At 60.0% G+C, this 23,272-nt stretch carries 18 protein-coding genes; 5 read left to right on the forward strand and 13 right to left on the reverse strand.

Annotation, left to right across the window (positions count from 1 at the left end):
- Window positions 1–11: 11 nt before the first annotated feature.
- On the forward strand, window positions 12–3,521 hold the full coding sequence (mfd, locus tag J2046_RS21725) for a transcription-repair coupling factor (RefSeq protein ID WP_210055489.1): 3,510 nt from the start codon (window positions 12–14) through the stop codon (window positions 3,519–3,521).
- Here the strand turns inward: mfd and J2046_RS21730 are convergent.
- The 3 genes from J2046_RS21730 to J2046_RS21740 are packed head-to-tail and all read right to left on the reverse strand — an operon-like array spanning window position 3,518 to window position 6,993.
- Window positions 3,518–4,438 (reverse strand): DMT family transporter, encoded by a 921-nt coding sequence (locus J2046_RS21730; protein ID WP_210055552.1) that lies wholly within the window; start codon window positions 4,436–4,438, stop codon window positions 3,518–3,520. The genes mfd and J2046_RS21730 overlap by 4 nt on opposite strands.
- A gap of 38 nt (window positions 4,439–4,476) precedes the next feature.
- Window positions 4,477–5,148, reverse strand: a complete 672-nt coding sequence (locus tag J2046_RS21735; protein ID WP_210055491.1) for a DsbA family oxidoreductase — start codon at window positions 5,146–5,148, stop codon at window positions 4,477–4,479.
- Between the two features lie 39 nt (window positions 5,149–5,187).
- The gene (locus J2046_RS21740) at window positions 5,188–6,993 is read right to left on the reverse strand and encodes an extracellular solute-binding protein (RefSeq protein ID WP_411828538.1); all 1,806 of its coding nucleotides are present in this window, start codon (window positions 6,991–6,993) and stop codon (window positions 5,188–5,190) included.
- Window positions 6,994–7,279: 286 nt separating this feature from the next.
- On the opposite strand from J2046_RS21740, the gene J2046_RS21745 reads away from it, so the two are divergent.
- On the forward strand, window positions 7,280–7,933 hold the full coding sequence (locus J2046_RS21745; protein ID WP_210055495.1) for an invasion associated locus B family protein: 654 nt from the start codon (window positions 7,280–7,282) through the stop codon (window positions 7,931–7,933).
- Between the two features lie 118 nt (window positions 7,934–8,051).
- On the opposite strand, the gene hspQ is transcribed toward J2046_RS21745, so the two are convergent.
- The 4 genes from hspQ to J2046_RS21765 form a co-directional block, all read right to left on the reverse strand.
- Window positions 8,052–8,381 (reverse strand): heat shock protein HspQ, encoded by a 330-nt coding sequence (gene hspQ / locus J2046_RS21750; protein WP_037148432.1) that lies wholly within the window; start codon window positions 8,379–8,381, stop codon window positions 8,052–8,054.
- 93 nt (window positions 8,382–8,474) lie between these two features.
- Window positions 8,475–9,398, reverse strand: a complete 924-nt coding sequence (locus tag J2046_RS21755) for a DMT family transporter (RefSeq protein ID WP_210055497.1) — start codon at window positions 9,396–9,398, stop codon at window positions 8,475–8,477.
- 108 nt (window positions 9,399–9,506) lie between these two features.
- The gene (glnA, locus tag J2046_RS21760) at window positions 9,507–10,916 is read right to left on the reverse strand and encodes a type I glutamate--ammonia ligase (RefSeq protein WP_037146872.1); all 1,410 of its coding nucleotides are present in this window, start codon (window positions 10,914–10,916) and stop codon (window positions 9,507–9,509) included.
- Window positions 10,917–10,977: 61 nt separating this feature from the next.
- The gene (locus J2046_RS21765; protein WP_037146875.1) at window positions 10,978–11,316 is read right to left on the reverse strand and encodes a P-II family nitrogen regulator; all 339 of its coding nucleotides are present in this window, start codon (window positions 11,314–11,316) and stop codon (window positions 10,978–10,980) included.
- Between the two features lie 343 nt (window positions 11,317–11,659).
- Here J2046_RS21765 and J2046_RS21770 point away from each other — a divergent pair, with 343 nt between their 5' ends.
- Window positions 11,660–13,141, forward strand: a complete 1,482-nt coding sequence (locus J2046_RS21770; RefSeq protein ID WP_210055499.1) for an NAD(P)H-hydrate dehydratase — start codon at window positions 11,660–11,662, stop codon at window positions 13,139–13,141.
- Here J2046_RS21770 and J2046_RS21775 read toward each other — a convergent pair.
- Together J2046_RS21775 and uvrA are read right to left on the reverse strand one after the other, a co-directional pair.
- Window positions 13,138–13,950, reverse strand: coding sequence for a DUF72 domain-containing protein (locus tag J2046_RS21775; RefSeq protein ID WP_210055501.1), 813 nt, complete (start codon window positions 13,948–13,950; stop codon window positions 13,138–13,140). The genes J2046_RS21770 and J2046_RS21775 overlap by 4 nt on opposite strands.
- Window positions 13,951–13,973: 23 nt before the next feature.
- Window positions 13,974–16,895: an excinuclease ABC subunit UvrA gene (gene uvrA, locus J2046_RS21780; RefSeq protein WP_210055503.1), complete on the reverse strand. Its 2,922-nt coding sequence runs from the start codon at window positions 16,893–16,895 to the stop codon at window positions 13,974–13,976.
- A gap of 249 nt (window positions 16,896–17,144) precedes the next feature.
- Between uvrA and J2046_RS21785 the strand changes: the two genes are divergently transcribed.
- Window positions 17,145–17,687, forward strand: a complete 543-nt coding sequence (locus J2046_RS21785; protein WP_210055505.1) for a single-stranded DNA-binding protein — start codon at window positions 17,145–17,147, stop codon at window positions 17,685–17,687.
- Between the two features lie 66 nt (window positions 17,688–17,753).
- Here the strand turns inward: J2046_RS21785 and J2046_RS21790 are convergent, their stop codons facing one another.
- Both J2046_RS21790 and J2046_RS21795 read right to left on the reverse strand, forming a co-directional pair.
- Window positions 17,754–18,926: an HPP family protein gene (locus tag J2046_RS21790; RefSeq protein WP_210055506.1), complete on the reverse strand. Its 1,173-nt coding sequence runs from the start codon at window positions 18,924–18,926 to the stop codon at window positions 17,754–17,756.
- A 75-nt stretch (window positions 18,927–19,001) separates the two neighbouring features.
- Window positions 19,002–19,631 (reverse strand): MarC family protein, encoded by a 630-nt coding sequence (locus J2046_RS21795; protein ID WP_210055508.1) that lies wholly within the window; start codon window positions 19,629–19,631, stop codon window positions 19,002–19,004.
- Window positions 19,632–19,857: 226 nt separating this feature from the next.
- Between J2046_RS21795 and gyrA the strand changes: the two genes are divergently transcribed.
- Window positions 19,858–22,695 carry a DNA gyrase subunit A gene (gyrA, locus tag J2046_RS21800; protein WP_411828537.1) on the forward strand — a complete coding sequence of 946 codons (2,838 nt, stop codon included), beginning with the start codon at window positions 19,858–19,860 and terminating at the stop codon, window positions 22,693–22,695.
- Between the two features lie 128 nt (window positions 22,696–22,823).
- Here gyrA and J2046_RS21805 read toward each other — a convergent pair whose 3' ends face one another.
- Window positions 22,824–22,967, reverse strand: coding sequence for a hypothetical protein (locus tag J2046_RS21805; protein WP_200883928.1), 144 nt, complete (start codon window positions 22,965–22,967; stop codon window positions 22,824–22,826).
- A gap of 29 nt (window positions 22,968–22,996) precedes the next feature.
- Window positions 22,997–23,152, reverse strand: a complete 156-nt coding sequence (locus tag J2046_RS21810) for a hypothetical protein (protein WP_200883929.1) — start codon at window positions 23,150–23,152, stop codon at window positions 22,997–22,999.
- Window positions 23,153–23,272 lie beyond the last annotated feature (120 nt).

Here is a 23,272-nt window from a genome sequence, read left to right on the forward strand (position 1 = left end):
CTTCTGGCTCGATGATTCCCGGATTCGACGCAAAAAGAATAACGGCGGCAGAAAGTTCGCTTACCATCGGCAACGTGCCGCCCGGCATGGAGCCGCTCGTCCTGGCAGAGCTCGCGCGCGCCGGCCAGCCGGTCGCCTATGTCATGTCCGACGGGCAGAGCATGCCCGATCTGGAACAGATGCTGTCCTTCGTCGCGCCGGAAATTCCGGTCCTCACGCTGCCCGCCTGGGACTGCCTTCCCTATGACCGGGTCTCGCCGAGCGCCGATGTCTCCGCCCGGAGGCTGGCCGCACTCTCCGGCCTGATTGCGCATAGGAAGAAGCCACATGCGGCGATCGTGCTCGTCACGGTCAACGCCATGCTGCAGAAGATCGCTCCCGCCGACATCATCGAAAGCCTCGCCTTCTCGGCCAAACCCGGTAATCAGGTGCGCATGGACGACATCGCCGCTCGACTGGAGCGCAATGGCTTCGAGCGCGTGGCGACCGTGCGCGAGGTCGGTGAGTTTGCGGTGCGCGGCGGCATTCTGGACGTTTTCGTGCCGGGTACGGAAGAGCCGGTGCGGCTTGATTTCTTCGGCGATACGCTGGAGTCGATCCGGTCCTTCGATCCGGCCAGCCAGCGCACGACAGGCCAGGCGAGGTCGCTCGACCTGAACCCGATGAGCGAGGTGACGCTGACGCCCGATACCATCAGCCGTTTCCGAAAGAACTACCTTTCACTTTTCGGTGCCGCGACGCGCGATGACGCACTCTATCAGGCGGTATCCGAAGGCCGACGCTATGCCGGCATCGAGCACTGGCTGCCGCTGTTTTACGAAGGGCTTGAAACCGCCTTCGACTACCTCCGGGGCTTCCGTATCGTCACCGACCATACGGCGCGTGAAGCGGCGACCGAGCGTTCGAAACTCGTTCTCGACTATTACGAGGCGCGGCGCGATAGCGGCAGAGAAGGAAAGGGCGCCGCAGCACAGGCCGCCCCTTACAAACCCATTTCGCCAGGTCAGCTTTATCTCGATGGCAAGGCGTTTGCATCGGCGCTCGACGCCGTCGGCGCACTCCGGGTGACACCCTTCAACGAGGTGGATGCGGAAGGTCGCCGCGTGGTGACAGTAGGCGCCCATGCCGGCCCGCGCTGGGCAAAAAACCAGGCCGAAGACAAAGCGCGCGACGAACGCGTCAACGTCTTCGACCTCGTGGTCAAGCACATCGCCGACAAGCGCGCCGAAGGCATCAAGGTTCTCGTCACCGGCTGGTCTGTCGGCTCGCTCGACCGCCTGCTGCAGGTTCTGGACGAGCGTGGCCTGAAGCGCATCAGGCCCGTTGAAAAGCTCTCCGACCTGGATCTGCTCGAAAAGGGGGAGGCAGCTTCCGCCGTCCTCAGCCTCGAAGCGGGTTTTGAGACGGATAGCATCGCGGTCATCGGCGAGCAGGACATCCTGGGCGATCGCATGGTTCGCCGCGGCAAGCGTCGCAAGCGCGGGGCGGATTTCCTGACCGAAGTTACCGGTCTCGATGAAGGCTCGCTCGTCGTCCATGCGGAACACGGTATCGGCCGTTTCGTAGGTCTCGTCACGATCGAGGCGGCCGGCGCGCCGCGCGCTTGCCTGGAATTGCATTATGCCGATCAGGCAAAACTCTTCCTGCCTGTCGAAAACATCGATCTTCTGTCGCGCTACGGTTCCGATGCGGCCGAAGCCCAGCTCGACAGGCTTGGCGGTGGTGCATGGCAAGCACGCAAGGCGAAGCTCAAGAAGCGGCTGCTTGACATGGCGGACGATCTGATCCGCATCGCCGCCGCGCGCATGACCCGCCGCGCGCCGGTGCTCACGACGCCGGAAGGGCTTTATGATGAATTCGCCGCCCGCTTCCCGTATGACGAGACCGAGGATCAGGCGAATGCGATTGACGCCGTGCGCGACGATCTCGGCGCCGGCCGACCGATGGATCGCCTCGTCTGCGGCGACGTCGGTTTCGGCAAGACGGAAGTAGCGCTGCGCGCCGCCTTCTTTGCCGCGATGAATGGCGCACAGGTGGCGGTCGTGGTGCCGACCACTTTGCTCGCCCGCCAGCACTACAGGACCTTCAAGGAACGCTTCCGTGGCCTGCCGATCACGATCGCCCAGGCATCGCGGCTCGTCTCCGCCAAGGAACTGGCAGATACCAAGAAGGGCTTGGCCGAGGGCAAGGTCGATATCGTTGTCGGCACCCATGCGCTGCTCGGTGCCGGTATCAAGTTCGCCAACCTCAGTCTGCTCATCATCGACGAGGAGCAGCATTTCGGCGTCAAGCACAAGGAGCGGCTGAAGGAGCTCAAGAGCGATGTGCATGTGCTGACGCTGTCTGCGACGCCGATCCCGCGCACGCTGCAGCTTGCCATGACGGGCGTGCGTGAACTCTCGCTCATCACGACGCCGCCGGTCGACCGCATGGCGGTGCGCACCTTCATCTCGCCCTTCGACCCGCTCGTCATCCGCGAGACGCTGATGCGAGAGCATTATCGCGGCGGCCAGAGTTTTTATGTCTGCCCGCGAATTGCCGATCTGCCGGAGATCCAGGACTTCCTGCAGTCGGACGTGCCGGAATTGAAGGTTGCGGTTGCCCACGGGCAGATGCCGGCCGGCGAACTCGAAGACATCATGAATGCCTTCTACGACGGCAAATACGACGTACTTCTATCGACCACCATCGTCGAGTCCGGCCTCGACGTGCCGACCGCCAATACGCTGATCGTCCACCGGGCCGATATGTTCGGGCTGGCGCAGCTTTACCAGCTGCGCGGTCGGGTGGGACGCTCCAAGGTGCGCGCCTTCGCGCTCTTTACCCTGCCGGTCAACAAACCGCTGACGACGACCGCCGATCGTCGACTGAAAGTGCTGCAGTCGCTTGATACGCTGGGCGCAGGCTTCCAGCTCGCCAGCCACGACCTCGACATTCGCGGTGCGGGCAATCTGCTCGGGGAGGAGCAGTCGGGCCATATTAAGGAAGTCGGCTTCGAACTCTATCAGCAGATGCTGGAGGAAGCTGTCGCTGAAGTGAAGGGGGACGACGAAATCATCGACACCGGCTGGTCGCCGCAGATTTCCGTCGGCATCACAGTGATGATCCCGGAAAGCTATGTGCCCGATCTGCATCTGCGCATGGGTCTTTATCGCCGGCTTGGCGAGCTGACCGAACTTTCAGAGATCGATGGTTTCGGCGCGGAAATGGTGGACCGTTTCGGTCCCATGCCGCCCGAAGTGCAGAACCTCCTGAAGGTCGTCTATATCAAGTCGCTTTGCCGCAAGGCCAATGTCGAAAAGCTGGACGCCGGCCCGAAGGGTCTGGTTGTCAGCTTCCGTGACAAGCAGTTCCCCAATCCGGCGGCGCTGGTCGGCTACATCGCCAAGCAGGGAACGCTGGCAAAAATCCGGCCGGATCAGAGCGTGTTCCTCACGCGCGACCTGCCATCGCCGGAGAAACGGCTCACGGCTGCCGCCCAGGTGATGACGCAATTTGCCGAGTTGGCAAAAGCTGATTAGTTGTCGGATTGAGCGTCGGGTTTGGTGACGACCGCGGCTTGTGGGTCGGTCGCGACGGATCTCGGTAGCGGCACATCGCGAGCCCGCTCGCGCGCTAGCGTGAGCAGGCCGGAGCCGATGATCAGGACGATGCCAACGAGCATCGGCAGGTCGACTGTGTCGCCGAAGATCAGATAGCCGAACAGGATCGCCCAGAGCATCTGGCTGTATTGCGTCGGACCGACAAGGGCGGCCGGCGCGTAATAGGCCGCATACATCAGCAGGATGGTGGCGAGCGCCGCGAGAAGACCGTATCCGGCAAGCATGGCCCATTCGGGCAGGGTCGGCCAGCGGAAGTCGGGGATCATGAGGATGCCCAGCACGACGAGTACGCCGATGATGCCGGCGCCATAGAGTGAGATGTTTTTCTCCGACGGTCCCATGGCGCGATAAACAATGATGGAGATCGCGCCGGAAAGTCCCGCGAAGACAGCGCCGACATGGCCGATGGAAAGTTCGCGGAAGCCGGGGCGGAGCACGACGAGCACACCGATGAAACCGATGATGACGGCGCTCCAGCGCTTGATGCCGACCGCTTCCTTGAGGAAGAGCACGGACATGATCGTTACGAACGAAGGCAACAGGAAGATCAGCGCGAAGGCTTCCGCCATCGAGAGATAGGTGAAGGCGGCGACACTGCCGATCGTGCCGATGGCAGACGAGAAGAAACGCAGGATCCACAGCGGCCGGTTGCTGCTTCTGAAGGCATCCGTCCATCGGTCGTCGGGTTTCAGCAGAAATGGAAAGCCGGCAAGCATAAAGACGGCCCCGAAAAACCCCATCTCATAGGCCGTCAATGCGCCTTCGATCATCTTGACGCTAGCATCGCTCCAGGAATAGGCCGCAAAGGAAGCGAAGGCGAGGAGAACGCCCTTCATGCTCTGGTCGCTACGCAAGACAATGGCTCCTGGGCGGTTCAGATCATGCCCTTGCGGGCTTCCGTCTTCAATTTGGCGATTTCGCGCAACGCATTGGCAAACACATCCGGCGTCTGGGCGCCGCTGACCGCATATTGCCCGTCGAGAATGAAGAAGGGCACGCCAGTGACGCCCATCTTCTGCGCCGCGTCGATCTCGGACAGCACCGTATCCTTGTCCGCTTCGGTTTTCAGAAGGTTTTCAATGACCTTGCGGTTGAGGCCGCTTTGCGCGGCGATATCGGCTAGAACAGCGTGATCCCCGACATTGCGGCCTTCTTCGAAATTCGCCCTGAAGAGCGCGGTCGCGACCCTGTCCTGAATCTCTCGGCCTTCCATCATCGCCCAGTGCAGCAGGCGATGCGCATCGAGCGTATTGGGGCCAATCTTGATCGCTTCGAAATTATAGCGGATGCCGACCTCTTCGCCGAGCTTCTTCAGCATTTCATGCGCGCGGTCCACGGCATCTTTGCCGCCGAGCTTACGCGCCAGTTCGGCCTGGTGATCGACGCCTTCCTGCGGATGGTCCGGATTGAGCCGGTAGGGCCGCCAGTTGACGTCGACGCTCACCTCGTCCTGGACCTCGGCGATTGCAAGTTCCAGCCGCGCCTTGCCGAGATAGCACCAGGGGCAGACCACATCCGATACGATGTCGACGGTTACGCGCTCCACGGCGGGTGTCCTTTCATTGGCAGGGCTGGATGTTTCCGGTTATTGCGCGCGTTTATCCCACCAGGTGTTGAGCTGGTAGCCGTAAAGCGGCAGCGCTTCCGGATAACCGATATGCTTGCGCCGCGCCACCCATTGTTCCGCGATGTGGTAGAGTGGCACAAGATAATGGCCGGAAATCAGCATGCGGTCGTAAGCCCGAACCGTCGCCTCGAAATCCTCCTTGCTGCGTGCCGTCAGCATGGCCTCGATGAGCCTGTCGAGATCGGGGTCGGCAGTGCCCGCAAAATTGAAGCTGCCGTCCTTGTCGCGTGAAGACGAGCCCCAGCGGCCCATCTGCTCAATGCCCGGCGATAGCGATGAGGGGTAGGATTTGACGATCACGTCGTAGTCGAAATTGCCGGAACGCGCCTGGTATTGCGCGTCGTCTACGGTGCGGATCGACATATCGATCCCGATCATCTTCAGCGTCCGCTGATAGGTGATCGCCAGTTTCTCCTGGTCCTGGGTCTGGGTCATCACTTCGAAGGTGAGCGGTCTGCCGGACGCATCCGACATCCTGCCGTTCTTGATCGTATAGCCGCCCTTCTTCAAAAGTTCGACCGACTCGCGCAGCACTTTGCGATCGGCGCCGGAGCCATCGGTCCTCGGCAGGCGATATGTGCCGTCGAGCACGGCCGGTTCGATCCTGTCCTTGGTGGTTCCGAGGATCTTGATCTCCCGCTCGTCGGCTGGTTTGCCGAGAGAGGAAAGGGGAGAGTTCTGCCAGAAGCTTTCCGTGCGAGTATAGGCGTCTTCGAAGAGGTTCCTGTTGGCCCATTCGAAATCGAAGGCAAGCGATAGGCCGGCACGGACGTTGACATCGGCAAAGATAGGGCGGCGGGTGTTGAAGACGAAACCGAGCATCCCGGTCGGCAGCTGTGGCTTGAATGCGTCTTTCACGACATCGCCGTTCTGCACGGCCGGGAAATCGTAGGCGCGTGCCCAGTGGGTAGGGCTGCCTTCCAGATAGATATCGACCTCACCCTTCTTGAACGCCTCGAACAGCGTATTTTCCTGCAGGAAATATTCGACCGTAACTTCGTCGTAGTTGTCGAAACCGATTTTGGAAGGAATGTCCTTTCCCCAGTAGTCCGGATTGCGCTCGTAGACGATGCGCTCGCCGGGAGAGACGGATTTCACCCGATAGGGGCCGGAGCCGACCGGCGGTTTCAACGTTGACTGGTCGAATGTGGTCGGGTCGATGGCATGCTTCGGCAGGATCGGCGTGGCAGTTGCGAGAATCAGCGGGAATTCCCGGTCCGCCTTGTCATTGAAGGTGAAGCGGACGCTGTGCTCGCCAATCTTTTCCATTTTCTCTACGGGCGTTAGCCGGTTTGAAAAGGGGATGCGGCCCTTGTCGCGCAGGAGTTCGAAGGTGAAGATCACGTCATCCGCCGTGACTGGCTCGCCGTCCGACCATTTCGCATTCGGATTAAGGTTGAACTGGATGAAGCTGCGGCCCTCGTCCCATTCGACGCTCTCGGCGAGCAGACCGTATAGGGTGAAAGGTTCGTCGCTTGATCGCGTCATCAGCGGTTCATAGACGAGATGGCCGAAAATCGGATCCCAGAGCCCACGCGCGGTGGTGCGCATGCTTTTCAGGACGAAGGGATTGAGGCTGTCGAATGTGCCGACGACGCCGTAGGCTACCTTGCCGCCCTTCTTCACGTCCGGGTTGACATAGGAAAAATGCTTGTAATCCGGCGGTAGCGCCGGACTGCCGTGCATGGCGATTCCATGAAGGGGTTCTGCCAGTGCGGGCGTGCCGATCAGAAGTGCGGCCATAAACGGAATGAAATGTCGCATGGGACTCATGGCGGTGAAATCCTCGCTGATTCGCCCGCAAGATAGCGCAAGCAAAGAGGGGCACCAACCGCCGGAACACGCAAAAGATTGATCGGCGACATTAACGTCTTGTCAAAAAAAGCGAAAGGAGGGCTGGATATCGGCGGCGGCCCGATGTAACAGGTTGGCCAGACGGGCGGGTCATTCAATTGCCTCATTTGACCGACAGGTGACGGGCAGTAAGACGCCCCGAGGGATGAGAACGGCTTCGGCCGCGCCCAACGGATTTCAGGAGACGGATTTCGTTATGATGCTCAAGGCAACCCAAGTTCTGCGGACGGCGATGTCCGCTCTCGCACTTTCGATCGGCGCGAGCGCGCTGCCGGTTGCATCGCTTGCACAGGACGCGGCGGCTCCGGCAGCCGGTGCTCCGGGTGCCCCGCCGCTCGGCTGGTTCAAGACCTGCACCAAGCAGGACGATAATGATCTCTGTGTCGTCCAGAATATCATCGCAGCTCAGAACGGCCAGTTGATTACCGCCGTCGGCCTGATCACGGTCGAAGGCAAGGTCAACCGTAAGATCCTGCAGGTTTCCGTGCCGACTGCACGCCTGGTGCCGCCGGGCATCGTCATGCAGATCGACGGCGGCAAGGGCCAGAAGCTCGATTACGTTGTCTGCCTTCCCGACAAGTGCACCGCCGAAGTTCCGCTGACAGACGCGATGATCGCAAGCCTCAAGAAGGGCAATGATGTGGTCTTCACCTCGATCAACTTCCGTCGGGCTCCGAACCCGATCAAGGTCTCCCTCCAGGGCTTCACAGGCGCCTTCGATGGCCCTGCGATGCCGCAGGAGCAGATCGCCCAGAGCCAGCGGAGCTTGGAAGAGGGCATGCAGCGCAAGGCTGAAGAAACGCGCAAGAAGCTGGAAGACGCCCAGAACGCTGCCAAGCAGGGCCAGTAATTCCGGTCAGAACCCCATCGAAAGCCCGGCCTTGCGCCGGGTTTTTTGATTCTGATAAAAAAAGCGCCGGCAGGAACGCCGGCACTCTTCAGTTTCAAAACGCTCCGGCTGGGCCGGATCAATGGGCCAGGATGATCTTGGGCTTCAACTGGCCGGATGGAGCGCGATCGAAGATCTGATAGACCTGCGGATTGCGCAGTGGCGCGTCGCTTTCGTCATGTTCCAGGTTCTGTTCCGAAACATAGGCGACATATTCCGTCTCGTCATTCTCCGCCAGGAGATGATAGAAGGGCTGGTCTTTGCTCGGCCGGATTTCTGCGGGAATGGAGTTCCACCACTCCTCCGTATTGGCATATTCCGGATCAACATCGAACACGACGCCCCGAAACGGAAAGACTTTGTGGCGGACCACTTCTCCGATGGTAAATTTAGCGTTGCGTTGTTTCATGGTGCGATGTCCTTTCGCATCCAATGTGGGAATAAAACCTCCCGACATCAAGGGATTAATGCAGGCCAGTCCCCATCGTTCCACGGGATAGACTTAAGTATTCGCAAGTTTCCATGGTTTTGAGGTGGCCAGAATGACACCGCCAAGCACCAGAACGATTCCGAACGCATGATACTGCTCGAAAGTTTCATCCAGGAATACAACCGCCATGACGATCGAGACGGGTGGCATCATGTAGAGCGTGATGCCGGCTGTCGCCGGCCCGAAGATGCGCACCGTATGCTGGAAACAGAAGAAAGCGGCAAGCGAAGCGAAAAGGATGATGCCGGCGATCTTCGACCAGGCCGACGCTGTCCTAGGCAAGAGCCCGTCGTGAAGGAATTCCCAGACAGCCGGAGGCAGCAAAAGCAAGGATCCGGAAAAGGCGATCAAGCCGAATAGCGAGAGCGGCCGGATGGCCTGTGCGGCGGGCCGGCGCAGGAGCACCGAATAGACCGCGAAGGCAATCGCCGCCACAAGCATGCCGAGGTCGCCGAAGTTGAAGTCCATGTGCGTGAGGGCGCCGAAATCACCACGCAGTACGATCGCGGCGACCCCTGCAAATGCGACACCCATGCCCAACAGTTCGCGGCCGCTGATCTTGCGGCCGGAAAACTGCCATTCGAACAGGATGATGAAGAGCGATGAAGTCGTGTAGATCAGGGTTGCATTCGAGGCCGTGGTCAGCGTCAGCGCCCAATAAACGAAGCCGCCGCAGATGCCGATACTCAGGAAGCCGAGCCACAGCCAGAGCCAGGTGTGCTCGCGGACGAAGGTCCGGGCGGCCGGCCAGTCGAGATAGAGCAGCGGCACCATGGCCAGCGTCGATCCGGCCCAGCGGATGAACGCCGTGATGAAGGGACCGACCTCCCCGATCACCCCGCGCCCGAAGATCAGGTTGCTGGAAAAGAAGACGGGCACGAAAACGAAGATCAGCCAGTCGAGAGCACGCGGTTGCGGCGTATTCGCGGAGGACATCGGAACACCGGAGAAATTTCGGCAAAGCAACAGCCTCACCAACTGAAAACGGCGGGCCTGAAGCCCGCCGTTCGAGGAAAGGCGCGGGAGAGACCCCCGCCGCCCTGATCAGGATGAATAATACATGTCGAATTCGACCGGATGCGGCGTCATTTCAAAGCGCATCACTTCGGTCATCTTCAGTTCGATATAGGCGTCGATCTGATCGTCGTCGAAGACGCCGCCTGCCGTCAGGAACTTGCGGTCCTTGTCGAGGTTTTCAAGCGCTTCGCGCAGTGAACCGCAGACGGTTGGGATCTTCTTCAGTTCCTTCGGCGGCAGGTCGTAAAGGTCCTTGTCCATGGCTTTGCCGGGATGGATCTTGTTCTTGATGCCGTCGAGGCCGGCCATCAGCATGGCGGCGAAGCCGAGATAGGGATTTGCCAGCGGATCCGGGAAGCGAACTTCGACGCGCTTCGACTTCGGGCCGGAGCCGAAGGGGATACGGCAGGATGCCGAACGGTTGCGAGCCGAATAGGCGAGCAGAACCGGCGCTTCATAGCCTGGTACGAGACGCTTGTAGGAGTTCGTCGACGGATTGGTGAAGGCGTTGATCGCCTTGGCATGCTTGATGATGCCGCCGATATAATAGAGGCAGGTCTCGGAAAGGCCTGCATACTCGTCCCCGGCAAAGGTCGGCTTGCCATCCTTCCAGATCGACTGATGAACGTGCATGCCTGAACCGTTGTCGCCGAAAACCGGTTTCGGCATGAAGGTTGCGGTCTTGCCATAGGCATTGGCGACCTGGTGCACGACATACTTGTAGATCTGGATCTTGTCGGCGTTGCGCACCAGCGTGTCAAATTTGACGCCAAGCTCGTGCTGGGCGGCGGCCACTTCGTGGTGGTGCTTTTCGACGACCACACCCATTTCGGCAAGCACGGTCAGCATTTCGGAGCGCATGTCCTGCAGGCTGTCGACCGGCGGGACCGGGAAATAGCCGCCCTTGACGCGCGGACGGTGGCCGAGGTTACCGGTCTCGTAGTCGGTGTCATCATTGGACGGCAGTTCGGACGCATCAAGCTTGAAGCCCGTGTTGTACGGGTCTGCCTTGTATTTCACGTCGTCGAAGACGAAGAACTCCGGCTCGGGACCTACATAGACGGTATCGCCGATACCGGAGGCCTTCAGATAAGCTTCCGCCTTCTTGGCGGTGCCGCGCGGATCGCGGTTATAGGCCTCGCCGGAGATCGGATCGAGGATGTCGCAAACGATAACCATCGTCGACTGGGCGAAGAAGGGGTCCATATGGACAGTCGCCGGATCAGGCATCAATACCATGTCAGACTCGTTGATGGCCTTCCATCCGGCAATCGAGGAACCGTCGAACATCACGCCGTCGGCGAACATGTCCTCGTCGACGGCCGAAATGTCCATAGTGACATGCTGCAGCTTGCCGCGTGGGTCGGTGAAGCGTAGGTCCACGAACTTGACGTCGTTTTCCTTGATTTGTTTCATGATTTCGCTTGCGCTCGTCATATGACGTTCCTCAATGTGTAAGATGACGATGTGAAGCCCCGGCCGGCGGCCGCGAGGCGGATTAGATGGCGTCTAGGCCTGTTTCACCGGTACGGATGCGGATGACCTCCTCCACGTTGGAGACGAATATCTTGCCGTCCCCGATCCGTCCAGTCTGCGCGGCATTCCGAATGGCTTCGATGACCGCATCCGCATTCTCGTCCGCCAGGACGACCTCGACTTTTACCTTCGGCAGAAAGTCGACGACATATTCCGCGCCACGATAGAGCTCGGTATGACCTTTCTGGCGGCCAAAACCTTTTGCCTCGGTCACGGTGATCCCTTGCAAGCCGACCTCCTGAAGGGCTTCCTTCACTTCGTCGAGCTTGAAAGGCTTGATGATCGCTTCGATCTTTTTCATGAGAAACTATCTCTCCGCTTCTCCCTTGAAGCAGGCCTCTACCCACTTGGGCCATGCCAATGCAGTTATCGTGCCAAACTCCGATGGTACTTTCAAAAAAATAATGCTGTTTTGCACCAAATCCCGACGCAGGCGAGGGTTTCGTGGCAAAAATGCCTCCGTTTTTCCCGGATATTGTGCATCACAGCACAAAAAGTGCGCTTTCATGACGATTTTTCGAAAGTGGAGCACGCGTAAATGTGTATGTGGATGTGGCGATGATTTAATCATTTGCCTATTTTTAGTGCTAATTGGCAGGTGAAACAACGCTTGTTTTCCGATCATCTTTCCGTTCAATAGCAGCATGCGCCAATCGCTGAACCATATTCTTTTGACGCCTGACGAGATGGGAGCGGCCGATGCTGCCTCGGCTGAATCCGGCATTCCGTCTTTCGGCCTGATGGAACGGGCGGGGCAGGCGGTGGCGGCTTCGGCGCTGCGGCATTTTCCAGGTGCCCGGCGCTTTGTCGTGCTGTGCGGTCCTGGCAACAATGGCGGTGATGGATATGTCGCGGCCCGGGCTCTCGCGGAAGCGGGCGCATCTGTTGCCACCTATCATCTGGGTGATCCGCAAAAGCTGAAGGGCGATGCGAAGCTGGCGCGCGAACTCTCCGGTTTGCCGTCACAGCCATTGCAGGACTATCATCCGGCAAACGGCGACGTCGTGATCGATGCGCTGTTCGGGGCGGGTCTCGCACGCGCCGTCGCCGAACCCGTCGTGGATGTGATCCATAAGGTCCGTGAGGCGAAGATCCCGGTGCTTGCTGTCGATCTGCCTTCCGGTCTCTGCGGACGACGCGGCATCCCCCTCGGTGCCGCTTTCGAGGCGAACTGCACGGTCTCCTTCATGACGCGCAAGCCGGGGCATCTTCTGCTGCCGGGACGGTTGCTTTGCGGTGAAGTGGAGGTTTTCGACATCGGCATTCCGGCGCGGATCATCGAAATCGCCGCCGGGAAGACAAGGGAGAACTCGCCCGTGTTGTGGCGCAATCTTCTGCCGGCATCCGGTCCCGATACGCATAAATACCGGCGCGGACATCTAGCGGTGTTTTCCGGCCCGGCGAGCAGGACGGGTGCCGCCAGACTTTCGGCAGCGTCGGGGCTGAAGACGGGGGCAGGGCTTGTGACAGTGGCTTCGCCAAGCGATGCCATGGAGGTCAACGCGGCTTCGCTTACCGCTGTCATGCTGCATCAGATCGATACCGCGGAAGATCTGGAAACGTGGCTTCGTACCGCAAAGCTTGCCGCCTTCGTGCTCGGACCCGGCTTCGGCGTCGGCGGGAGGGCAAGGCAATTCGTGCTGGCTCTGCGGGATCATCCGCTGGTGCTCGATGCGGACGGCATAACGTCATTCAGGGACGATCCATCGGAACTGTTCGACGCCTTTGCCGACGGCGATACCCATCTTGCGCTGACGCCGCATGAGGGCGAGTTCCCGCGCCTCTTCCCGGATTTGGCCTCGGACGAAAACCTGAGCAAGGTGGAAAAGGCGGTGAAAGCCGCCGAACGTGCTCATGCGGCAATCGTCTACAAAGGCGCCGACACGGTGATCGCCGCGCCGGACGGCCGCGCCTACATCGACACGAACGGACCGCCGTCGCTCGCCACCGCCGGCTCCGGCGACGTTCTCGCCGGCATGATCGGCGCACTCTTCGCCCAAGGCATGCCGGCCTTCGAGGCGGCGGCCGCCGCCGTCTATTTTCATGGCGAAGCTGCAAAGCGGGTAGGCCGGGGCATGACGGCCGAGGATCTCGCCGCCCATGCCGGCGTCTGGCTAGATCCCTAGCTGCGACTTTCCAGGAGTTCGCGCATCGCCATCGCACCATAAGGCGCATTCACCTTGCCTTCATGGATGAAGAAGGCGAAAACGTCGCGTGGCTCCTTCTTCGGCCTGTGCTTGTCGTCGACCAGCGGCAGGTCGTCCGGCACGTCACCCTCGGCCCAGGTTTCCAACCTTTTCGCCCAGGCCTTCATATCCTCTTCCGCATAGCAGGTCTTGATCTCGTCCGACCCTTTTTGCAGGCGCGCATAGACGAAGTCCGCCGTGACATCGGCGATCATCGGATAGTCGAAATGGTCGGCGCAGACGGGAGCGATGTTGTATTTCGCAAGCAGCGCCACGAATTCAGGTACCTTGAATGTGTCGTGGCGAACCTCGACCACATGCGTCAGCTTCAGGCCGTCGAGCTTGTTCGGCAGGAGTTTCAGGAAGGCCTCGAAATCATCCGGCTCGAATTTCTTCGTCGGCGCGAACTGCCACAGCAGCGGCCCGAGATGATCGCCGAGTTCCGTCAGCCCCTGACCCAGGAACTTCTCGATCGATTCCCCGGCCTCCGCGAGAACCTTGCGGTTGGTGGTGAACCGGCTTGCCTTCAGCGAAAAGATAAAACCGTCTGGCACGTCGGCCGCCCATTTCGCAAAGGTCTCGGGCTTCTGGGAACCGTAATAGGTGCCGTTGACCTCGATGACCGCGAGCTTGCTCGCGGCATATTCGAGCTGCTTCTTCTTCGGCAGCTTATCGGGATAAAACGTGCCCTCCCAAGGCTCGAAGGTCCATCCACCAATGCCCGTGCGGATAATGCCGGCTTTAGTCATTCACATCCTCCCAATGCGGATGTTTACTCCGCCGCTTCCACCTTTTTTGCCGGTCGCCGATCCAGCAGTTCCTTCAGGAATTGGCCCGTATAGGACCGCTTTTCCCTGACGATCTGTTCCGGCGTGCCTGCCGCGACGATCTCGCCGCCGCCCGTGCCGCCTTCCGGACCGATATCGATAATCCAGTCCGCCGTCTTGATGACTTCGAGATTGTGCTCGATCACCACCACGGAATTGCCCTGGTTCACCAGTTCGTGCAGCATCTCCAGGAGCTTGGCGACGTCGTGGAAATGCAGGCCGGTCGTCGGCTCGTCAAGGATATAGAGTGTGCGGCCGGTCGAGCGCTTCGACAGTTCCTTGGCTAGCTTGACGCGCTGCGCCTCGCCACCCGAAAGCGTATTGGCCTGCTGACCAACCTTGATATAGCCGAGGCCCACATCGAAGAGCGACTGCAGCTTGTCGCGCACCGCCGGCACCGCGGAGAAGAACTCGACGCCTTCTTCGACCGTCATATCGAGCACGTCGGCGATCGACTTGCCCTTGAAGGTGACGTCCAGCGTCTCGCGATTGTAGCGCTTGCCATGGCAGACGTCGCAGGTGACATAGACGTCCGGCAGGAAGTGCATCTCGATCTTGATGACGCCGTCGCCCTGACAAGCCTCGCACCGCCCACCCTTGACGTTGAACGAGAAACGGCCCGGTTGATAGCCCCGCGCTTTTGCTTCCGGCAGGCCCGCGAACCAGTCGCGGATCGGCGTGAAGGCGCCGGTATAGGTCGCCGGGTTGGAGCGCGGCGTCCGTCCGATCGGCGACTGGTCGATATCGATCACCTTGTCGATGAATTCGAAACCGTCGATCCGGTCGTGCTCGGCGGGAATCTCGCGGGCGCCCATGATGCGGCGTGCGGCGGCCTTGTAAAGCGTCTCGATCAGAAACGTGGACTTGCCGCCGCCCGAAACGCCGGTCACCGCCGTAAAGACACCAAGCGGAATGGCCGCTGTAACATTCCTGAGATTGTTGCCGCGTGCGCCAAAAACCCTGATTTCCTTGCCCTTTTTTGGCTTTCTGCGCTCGGGGGGCACCGGCACGCCGAGCTCGCCGGAAAGATATTTGCCGGTCAGCGATTTTGGATTGGCCATGATCTCGGCCGGCGCCCCTTGAGCCACCACCGTACCGCCGTGGATGCCGGCAGCCGGGCCGATGTCGACCACATAGTCCGCCGTCAGGATAGCATCCTCGTCATGCTCGACGACGATCACCGTATTGCCGATGTCACGCAGATGCTTCAGCGTGTCGAGCAGGCGGGCATTGTCGCGTTGGTGGAGCCCGATCGAAGGTTCGTCGAGCACATAAAGCACGCCGGTCAGGCCCGAACCGATCTGCGAGGCAAGCCGGATGCGCTGGCTTTCGCCGCCTGACAGCGTGCCGGAATTGCGAGATAAGCTCAGGTAGTCGAGGCCGACATCGTTCAGGAAGCGCAGGCGCTCGCGAATTTCCTTGAGAATTCTCACCGCGATCTCATTCTGCTTGGCGTTCAGGTGTTCCGGCAGCGCTTCGAACCAGTCGCGCGCCACCCTGATCGACATCTCGGTGACTTCGCCGATATGCAGCTTATGGATCTTGACGGCGAGTGCTTCCGGCTTCAGGCGATAGCCGTTGCAGGCGGGGCAGGGAGCGGCGGACATGTAGCGCTCGATATCCTCACGCGCCCATGCGGAATCGGTTTCCTTCCAGCGGCGCTCGAGATTCGGCACGATGCCTTCGAAAGTCTTCACAGTCTTGTAGGAGCGGGCGCCGTCGACATAATGGAATTCGATCTTCTCCTCGGTCCCGTGCAGGATCGCCCTTTGCGCCTCTTCCGAAAGCTCGTTCCAGCGGCTCGAAAGCTTGAACCCGAACGCCTTGCCCAAAGCTTCGAGTGTCTGGTTGTAATAGGGCGAGGTGGATTTCGCCCAGGGCGAGATCGCGCCGTCGCGCAACGTGCGCGCCGGTTCCGGCACGATCAGCGCCTCGTCCACCTTCTGCTGCGAGCCGAGCCCGTCGCAGGTTGGGCAGGCGCCGAACGGATTGTTGAACGAGAATAGGCGTGGCTCGATTTCCGGAATGGTGAAGCCGGAAACGGGGCAGGCGAATTTTTCCGAAAACAACACGCGCTCATGTGTCTCGTTGAGCGATTTGTTGGCCGAACCGCCAGCCGCAGTTTCCTCCGGGGGCAGCGGCTTGTCGGCGAACTCGGCAACCGCAAGGCCGTCGGCAAGCTTCAGCGAGGTTTCGAGGCTGTCGGCGAGGCGCGCACCGATATCGGAACGCACGACAAGCCGGTCCACCACCACATCGATATCGTGCTTGTATTTCTTGTCGAGTGCCGGAACATCGGCAATCTCGTAGAACTGGCCGTCGACCTTGACGCGCTGAAAGCCCTTCTTCATCAGATCGGCGAGTTCTTTCTTGTACTCGCCCTTTCGGCCGCGGATCATCGGCGCCAGAATATAAAGACGCGTTCCTTCCTCAAAGGAGAGGATGCGGTCGACCATCTGGCTGACGGTCTGGCTCTCGATCGGCAATCCCGTCGCCGGCGAATAGGGCACGCCGACGCGTGCGAAGAGCAGGCGCATATAGTCGTAGATCTCGGTGACCGTGCCGACCGTCGAACGGGGATTGCGCGAGGTCGTTTTCTGTTCGATCGAGATTGCCGGCGAAAGCCCGTCGATCTGGTCGACATCCGGCTTCTGCATCATTTCCAGGAACTGGCGTGCATAGGCCGAAAGGCTCTCGACATAGCGCCGCTGACCCTCGGCATAGATCGTGTCGAAGGCAAGCGAAGACTTGCCCGAGCCGGAAAGCCCCGTCATGACGATAAGCGAATTGCGGGGCAGATCGAGATCGACGCCCTTCAAATTGTGCTCGCGCGCACCACGTATGGAGATGGTCTTCAGTTCGCTCATCGACATGCTCTTTTTGGGGAGGATCGAAGTCCTTATGTAGTGATTGATCCGCGGCTGTCGAGACGAAAACTGCTGCGATGTCCCGCCGTTCCGAGTCGGTTGACAGCACTATAGGAATAAAATAGAACAAATAAAGAACAAATTTGCCTGTGGATTAAAATTCGCAGGCGCCCAATGGACGGGGCCGATGGGCTAAAGTGTTCATGATTGATTTTAAGGCCGTGGGATGCGGCGGACGAGGTGAGAGTTATGGCTGGTAGCGTGAACAAGGTTATTCTGGTGGGGAATGTCGGAGCCGATCCGGAAATCCGCCGCACGCAGGACGGCCGGCCGATCGCCAACCTGCGCATTGCGACCTCCGAGACCTGGCGCGATCGTAATTCCGGCGAACGCCGCGAGAAGACCGAGTGGCACACTGTCGTCGTCTTCAACGAAGGCCTCTGCAAGGTTGTCGAGCAATATGTGAAGAAGGGCGCCAAGCTCTATATCGAAGGCCAGTTGCAGACCCGCAAATGGCAGGACCAGAGCGGCAACGACCGTTATTCGACGGAAGTGGTGCTGCAGGGGTTCAATTCGACGCTGACCATGCTCGATGGTCGGGGTGAGGGCGGTGGCGATCGAGCTGGCTACGGTGGCGGCGGTAACAATCGTGTCGGGAACGACTACGGCGGCGGTGACTTCGGTGGCGGCGATGATTATGGCCGGCCTTCGGGCGGCTCGAGCCGCGGTGGCAGCCAGCAGCCGGCAGGCGGGAATTTCTCGCGCGATCTCGACGACGATATCCCGTTCTAGAATCGAGGATTTCCTCGACTTTCATCAACGTCTGCCGGGGTTGATGCCTGAACGCCCGGTTTCATTTCAGGCGCTTAGACGTATGTCGGCGTCCTGGGTTGCGACGTCGGCGAGCATCGCCACCAGGACATCCGACTGTGACAATATCCCCACGAGTTTATTGTTGCTCCGGGTGACCGGCAGGTAGTGCAGTCCTTCCTCGGCAAAGATGACGATGGCATCGGCAACGGGCGTGTCGGGACTGACGGTTCTGACGGGTGCAGTCATGATGTCCTTGATCGTGTCGCTGGGCGCGCTTTTGCCGGAGAGCACCAGGCGCAGGCGTTGGCCGAAGCCGATCCTGGGCCGTCCTTTGGTCCAGTTCGCCTTGTCGAGGAAATCGGTCTGCGTAACGATGCCGACGACCTCGGCTTTGTCATTGGTAACGGGCAGGGCCTTGAAATGATGGGCGCGCATCAGGTCATGCGCTTCCTTCAGCGAGTTGTCGGGCGCCACTGCGACAACGTCGCGGGACATGATGCTGGCACAATCGAGATGGACGGCGCGGCGGCGATAGGAGCGCAATTCCGTTCGCCGCAGGATGGTTTCGAGATCGTCTCGGTCGATATCGAGAAATTCGTCATATTCCTTCAGAACCTCGTCGAGGTCCTCTGACGTGAAGCCGATGCGCTGAACGGGAGCGGGATCGGCGGTGCCGTGATCAGTCGTGGGCGGCTTGATCGCGTGAGGGTAGGGGCGTCCCGTCAGGTTGTTGAAGATCAGGGCAAGCACGAGCAGGGCCAGCGAATTGCCTGCGACCGGCCAGAGGACAAAACCGTATCCAAGTTCATGGATGGCCGGCCCGCCGAGTACGGCGGTAAGTGCGATCGCACCGCTCGGCGGATGCAGGCAGCGGAAGGTCATCATGAGAGCGATCGCGATACCGATCGCAGCCGCCGATGCTACGAACAGATCATCGATGAGCAAGGCGGCGGTCACGCCGACCAGTGCTGCAACAGTATTGCCGCAGAGGATCGACCAGGGCTGGGCGAGCGGGCTGGATGGTACGGCAAAGAGCAGGACGGCCGAGGCTCCCATCGGCGCAATCAGGGCCGGAAGCGATGCGTCGGCCCGCAAGGCGAGGCCTCCGATCATCCCCGTGACCAGAATTCCCATCAGAGCACCGAGAGCGGCGCGCAGTCTTTCCCTCGTACTGATGGGGCTGGCTTCGGGCAGAAGCCGGCGTAAAGTGCGTTGCATGATGGACTTTCGATTCCGATTGATGGCATTCCGGTTGGCAAGCGCTTTTAGCAGAAAACGGGGCTTTGTCGCGCTCTATAGATTAAAAGCCGAACGCACGCCGTCCACGATGAACTGGACGGACAGGGCGGCGAGGATGACGCCCAGCAGGCGGGTGAGGATCGCCCGGCCGGTGACGCCAAGAAAACGGTCGAGACGTTCTGCGATCAGCAGGGTGGCGTAGACCAGCAGCATGATCAAGCCGATGACACCGATCAGCAGGGCGCGGTCAAATGGACCGGGGAATGTTCCGGCAAGCAGCACGGTCGCGGAAATGGCGCCTGGCCCGGCGATCAGAGGCAGGGCGAGCGGAAAGACCGCGATATTGTGGATATGGTCGATGGTGATTGCCGCCTGAGAGGTCTTTTCCTTCCGCTCCTGGCGTCTTTCGAAGACCATCTCAAAGGATATCCAGAAGAGAAGCAGGCCCCCGGCAATACGAAAGGCGCCGATCGAAATCCCCAGGATGCCGAGCACGCCCGAGCCGAAGAGAGCGAAGACGGCCAGGATGCCGAACGCAATCAGCGATCCCCGAAGCGCCACATGCCGCCGCTGGAGCGCAGTCATGCCGACGGTCAGTCCCAGGAAGACCGGCGCAAGCCCCGGTGGATCGAGTGTCACAAGCATCGTGGTCAGTGCATTGACCAGCATATCCGGGGTGGCCATATCCTCTCCTGTCAGGCTGCATCCTTGCAGTCGCATGCGAAGATTGTTAGGACAGGCGCGCGGTTTAGGGAAGCCTGCAACGGGTTTTCGAAAATGAGGTGCTATGTCGTGTACAATGCCCGGAAAACACCGCAAAAGCTGTTCAAAACCACGGCGGAAATTGGCGCTCGGAACCGCTTTCCGCTATAAACAACCAACTGATTCCGAACAGAGATCGTGATCCGATTTGACTGAGCAAAGCACACCCGGCGGCGGAAAGCTGCCTCCAGGCATCGAACCCATTTCCATCATGGAGGAGATGCAGCGGTCCTATCTCGATTACGCCATGAGTGTGATCGTCAGCCGCGCTCTCCCGGACGTTCGAGACGGACTGAAGCCGGTTCACCGGCGCATCCTCTATGGCATGTCGGAACTGGGGATCGACTGGAACAAGAAATACGTCAAATGCGCCCGTGTCACCGGGGACGTGATGGGTAAATACCATCCGCACGGCAACCTGGCGATCTATGATGCGCTCGCCCGTATGGCACAGGACTGGTCGCTCCGCCTGCCGCTGATCGACGGCCAGGGTAATTTCGGTTCGATCGACGGCGACCCGCCGGCGGCCGAACGCTATACCGAATGTCGCCTTGAAAAGGCTGCCCATTCCCTCCTTGACGACCTCGACAAGGAGACGGTCGATTTCCGCGACAACTACGACGGCACGCTCTCCGAACCCGTCGTGCTGCCGGCGAAGTTTCCGAATCTTCTGGTCAATGGTGCCGGCGGCATCGCAGTCGGCATGGCGACCAACATACCGCCGCACAACCTCTCCGAAGTCATCAGTGGCTGCATTGCCATGATCGACAATCCGGCGATCGAGCTGCCGGAGCTGATGGAGATTATTCCCGGTCCGGACTTCCCGACCGGCGCCCTTATCCTCGGCCGTTCCGGCATCAGGTCGGCCTATGAGACGGGCCGCGGCTCGGTCATCATGCGCGGGCGCGCCACGATCGAACCGATGCGGGGCGACCGCGAGCAGATCATCATCACCGAGGTTCCCTATCAGGTGAACAAGGCATCGATGGTCGAGAAGATCGGCGAGCTCGTGCGTGAAAAGCGCATAGAAGGCATTTCCGACCTGCGCGATGAATCAGACCGCCAGGGTTACCGGGTGGTCGTCGAGTTGAAGCGTGACGCCAATGCGGATGTGATCCTCAATCAGCTTTATCGCTATACGCCGCTGCAGACCTCTTTCGGCTGCAACATGGTGGCGCTGAACGGTGGCAAGCCTGAACAACTCGCGCTCATCGACATGCTGAAGGCCTTCGTGTCCTTCCGCGAGGAGGTGGTGAGCCGGCGCACGAAATACCTGCTGCGTAAGGCGCGCGAGCGTGCGCACGTCTTGGTGGGGCTCGCAATTGCGGTTGCCAATATCGACGAGATCATTTTGCTGATCCGCCGTGCGCCCGATCCGCAGACGGCGCGCGAACAGTTGATGACCCGCCGCTGGCCGGCTCACGATGTCGAGGCGCTGATCCGCCTGATCGATGACCCGCGCCATAAGATCAATGATGACGGCACCTATAACCTGTCGGAAGAGCAGGCTCGCGCAATTCTCGAACTGCGTCTTGCGCGTTTGACGGCTCTTGGCCGCGATGAAATCGGCGACGAGTTGAACAAGATCGGTGTCGAGATCAGCGACTATCTCGAAATTCTGTCGTCACGTCTTCGCATTCAGCAGATCGTCAAGGACGAACTCGCCGCGGTCCGTGACGAATTTGGGACGCCACGGCGCACCGAAATTCTCGAAGGCGGTCCGGATATGGACGATGAGGATCTCATCGCCCGTGAAGACATGGTCGTCACCGTTTCGCATCTCGGTTACATCAAGCGCGTGCCGCTCGGCACCTATCGCGCCCAGCGCCGCGGCGGCAAGGGGCGTTCCGGCATGGCGACGCGTGATGAAGATTTCGTCACGCGGCTGTTCGTGGCGAACACGCACACGCCAGTGCTGTTCTTCTCTTCGCGCGGTATCGTCTACAAGGAGAAGGTCTGGCGCCTGCCGATCGGCACGCCTCAGTCACGCGGCAAGGCGCTGATCAACATGCTGCCGCTGGAATCCGGCGAGCGCATCACGACGATCATGCCGCTGCCTGAGGATGAAGCGACCTGGGATAACCTGGACGTCATGTTCTCGACAACGCGGGGCACCGTTCGCCGCAACAAGCTGTCGGATTTCGTCCAGGTGAACCGCAACGGCAAGATCGCGATGAAGCTCGAGGAGGAGGGCGACGAGATCCTCTCCGTCGAGACCTGCAAGGGTCCGAACCTCGACCTCGGCGAGCCAGGGGACGATGTGCTGCTGACGACCGCGCTCGGTCAGTGCATCCGCTTCCCCGTCGACGATGTGCGCGTTTTCGCCGGCCGCAATTCAATCGGCGTGCGCGGCATCTCGCTCGGCGATGGCGACCGCATAATCTCGATGACCATTGTCGGCCATGTCGATGCGGAACCCTGGGAGCGTGCAGCCTATCTCAAGCGCTCGGCGGCCGAACGCCGCGCGGCGGGCGTCGACGAGGAGGATATTGCTCTCGTTGGCGAGGAAGTCACCGAAGGGGGACAGCTTTCCGACGAACGTTATGAAGAGCTGAAGGCACGTGAAGAATTCGTGCTGACGGTTTCGGAAAAAGGCTTCGGCAAGCGTTCGTCCTCCTATGATTTCCGCACATCCGGCCGCGGGGGCAAGGGTATCCGCGCCACAGATACGTCCAAGACCGCCGAGATCGGCGAACTGGTCGCCGCCTTCCCGGTTGAGGAAAACGACCAGATCATGCTTGTTTCGGATGGCGGCGTGCTGATCCGTGTGCCCGTCAGCGGCATCCGCATCGCCAGCCGTGCGACCAAGGGTGTGACGATCTTCTCCACTGCCAAGGATGAGAAAGTCGTATCGGTCGAGCGTATCAGCGAGCCGGAAGGCGACGAGGAAAACGGCAATGGTCTGCCTGAAGAGATCACGGCCGAGAATGGTGATATCAGTACGGCTCCGGAAGAGGGGCGGACGGATGAAGGTTCGGCCGAATAGGCCGTGCCTCTCCAGAACTGGACGAGCCGAACAAAAGTTAAAAGCCGGAGGATCTGATCCTCCGGCTTTTGTTTGAACCGGTCGCGACGGGATTCTGCGTGATCCGGTCCGTACTACTGTGAAATTGCTTAGAACGCGCTGTGGCGACGCGCGAAATCACGAAAATCCTTCATGTCCTCGCGCTCACGGCGAAGTTCGGAAATCGTCGATGCCACGGATGCCACGAACATGATGCTGATCAAGCCTGCAAGTACAGTCAACGTCACGAACATGGTCATCCCTTCTGGTTCGTGCACCCGCGTCAGTAATATGAGAGATCGCTATAGCGACCCGTTACCTGCGGGTAATTGAGATCGGTCAATTCGGATTTATCTTGATAAAGGGTTACTGTTGCCGTCAGCATTACAGCGATCATTGCCGTCCACACCAAGTTGATCATGGTGATCTTGTCAGGCATGACCGTTTTCCTTTTCGCGATCATCTCCGTCTGTCCTTCTTGTTTGCCTGAACGCGCGTCGCGCAAACAGGTTCCACCGCATTTTGAGAGAAACTTAGCCGGATTGCTCTGAAGCGTCCT

Source organism: Neorhizobium petrolearium (assembly GCF_017873175.1).
Taxonomy (GTDB): domain Bacteria; phylum Pseudomonadota; class Alphaproteobacteria; order Rhizobiales; family Rhizobiaceae; genus Neorhizobium; species Neorhizobium petrolearium.

Bases quoted from the DNA above. Each gene is read 5' to 3' on its own strand.
- J2046_RS21790 (WP_210055506.1), bottom strand. From the start codon at position 18,926: ATGCAACGCACTTTACGCCGGCTTCTGCCCGAAGCCAGCCCCATCAGT.
- mfd (WP_210055489.1), top strand. From the start codon at position 12: ATGATTCCCGGATTCGACGCAAAAAGAATAACGGCGGCAGAAAGTTCG.
- J2046_RS21770 (WP_210055499.1), top strand. From the start codon at position 11,660: ATGCGCCAATCGCTGAACCATATTCTTTTGACGCCTGACGAGATGGGA.
- J2046_RS21755 (WP_210055497.1), bottom strand. From the start codon at position 9,398: ATGTCCTCCGCGAATACGCCGCAACCGCGTGCTCTCGACTGGCTGATC.
- J2046_RS21810 (WP_200883929.1), bottom strand. From the start codon at position 23,152: ATGCCTGACAAGATCACCATGATCAACTTGGTGTGGACGGCAATGATC.
- J2046_RS21785 (WP_210055505.1), top strand. From the start codon at position 17,145: ATGGCTGGTAGCGTGAACAAGGTTATTCTGGTGGGGAATGTCGGAGCC.
- J2046_RS21805 (WP_200883928.1), bottom strand. From the start codon at position 22,967: ATGTTCGTGACGTTGACTGTACTTGCAGGCTTGATCAGCATCATGTTC.
- J2046_RS21745 (WP_210055495.1), top strand. From the start codon at position 7,280: ATGATGCTCAAGGCAACCCAAGTTCTGCGGACGGCGATGTCCGCTCTC.
- J2046_RS21730 (WP_210055552.1), bottom strand. From the start codon at position 4,438: ATGAAGGGCGTTCTCCTCGCCTTCGCTTCCTTTGCGGCCTATTCCTGG.
- J2046_RS21740 (WP_411828538.1), bottom strand. From the start codon at position 6,993: ATGCGACATTTCATTCCGTTTATGGCCGCACTTCTGATCGGCACGCCC.
- J2046_RS21795 (WP_210055508.1), bottom strand. From the start codon at position 19,631: ATGGCCACCCCGGATATGCTGGTCAATGCACTGACCACGATGCTTGTG.
- J2046_RS21775 (WP_210055501.1), bottom strand. From the start codon at position 13,950: ATGACTAAAGCCGGCATTATCCGCACGGGCATTGGTGGATGGACCTTC.
- uvrA (WP_210055503.1), bottom strand. From the start codon at position 16,895: ATGAGCGAACTGAAGACCATCTCCATACGTGGTGCGCGCGAGCACAAT.
- glnA (WP_037146872.1), bottom strand. From the start codon at position 10,916: ATGACGAGCGCAAGCGAAATCATGAAACAAATCAAGGAAAACGACGTC.
- J2046_RS21765 (WP_037146875.1), bottom strand. From the start codon at position 11,316: ATGAAAAAGATCGAAGCGATCATCAAGCCTTTCAAGCTCGACGAAGTG.
- hspQ (WP_037148432.1), bottom strand. From the start codon at position 8,381: ATGAAACAACGCAACGCTAAATTTACCATCGGAGAAGTGGTCCGCCAC.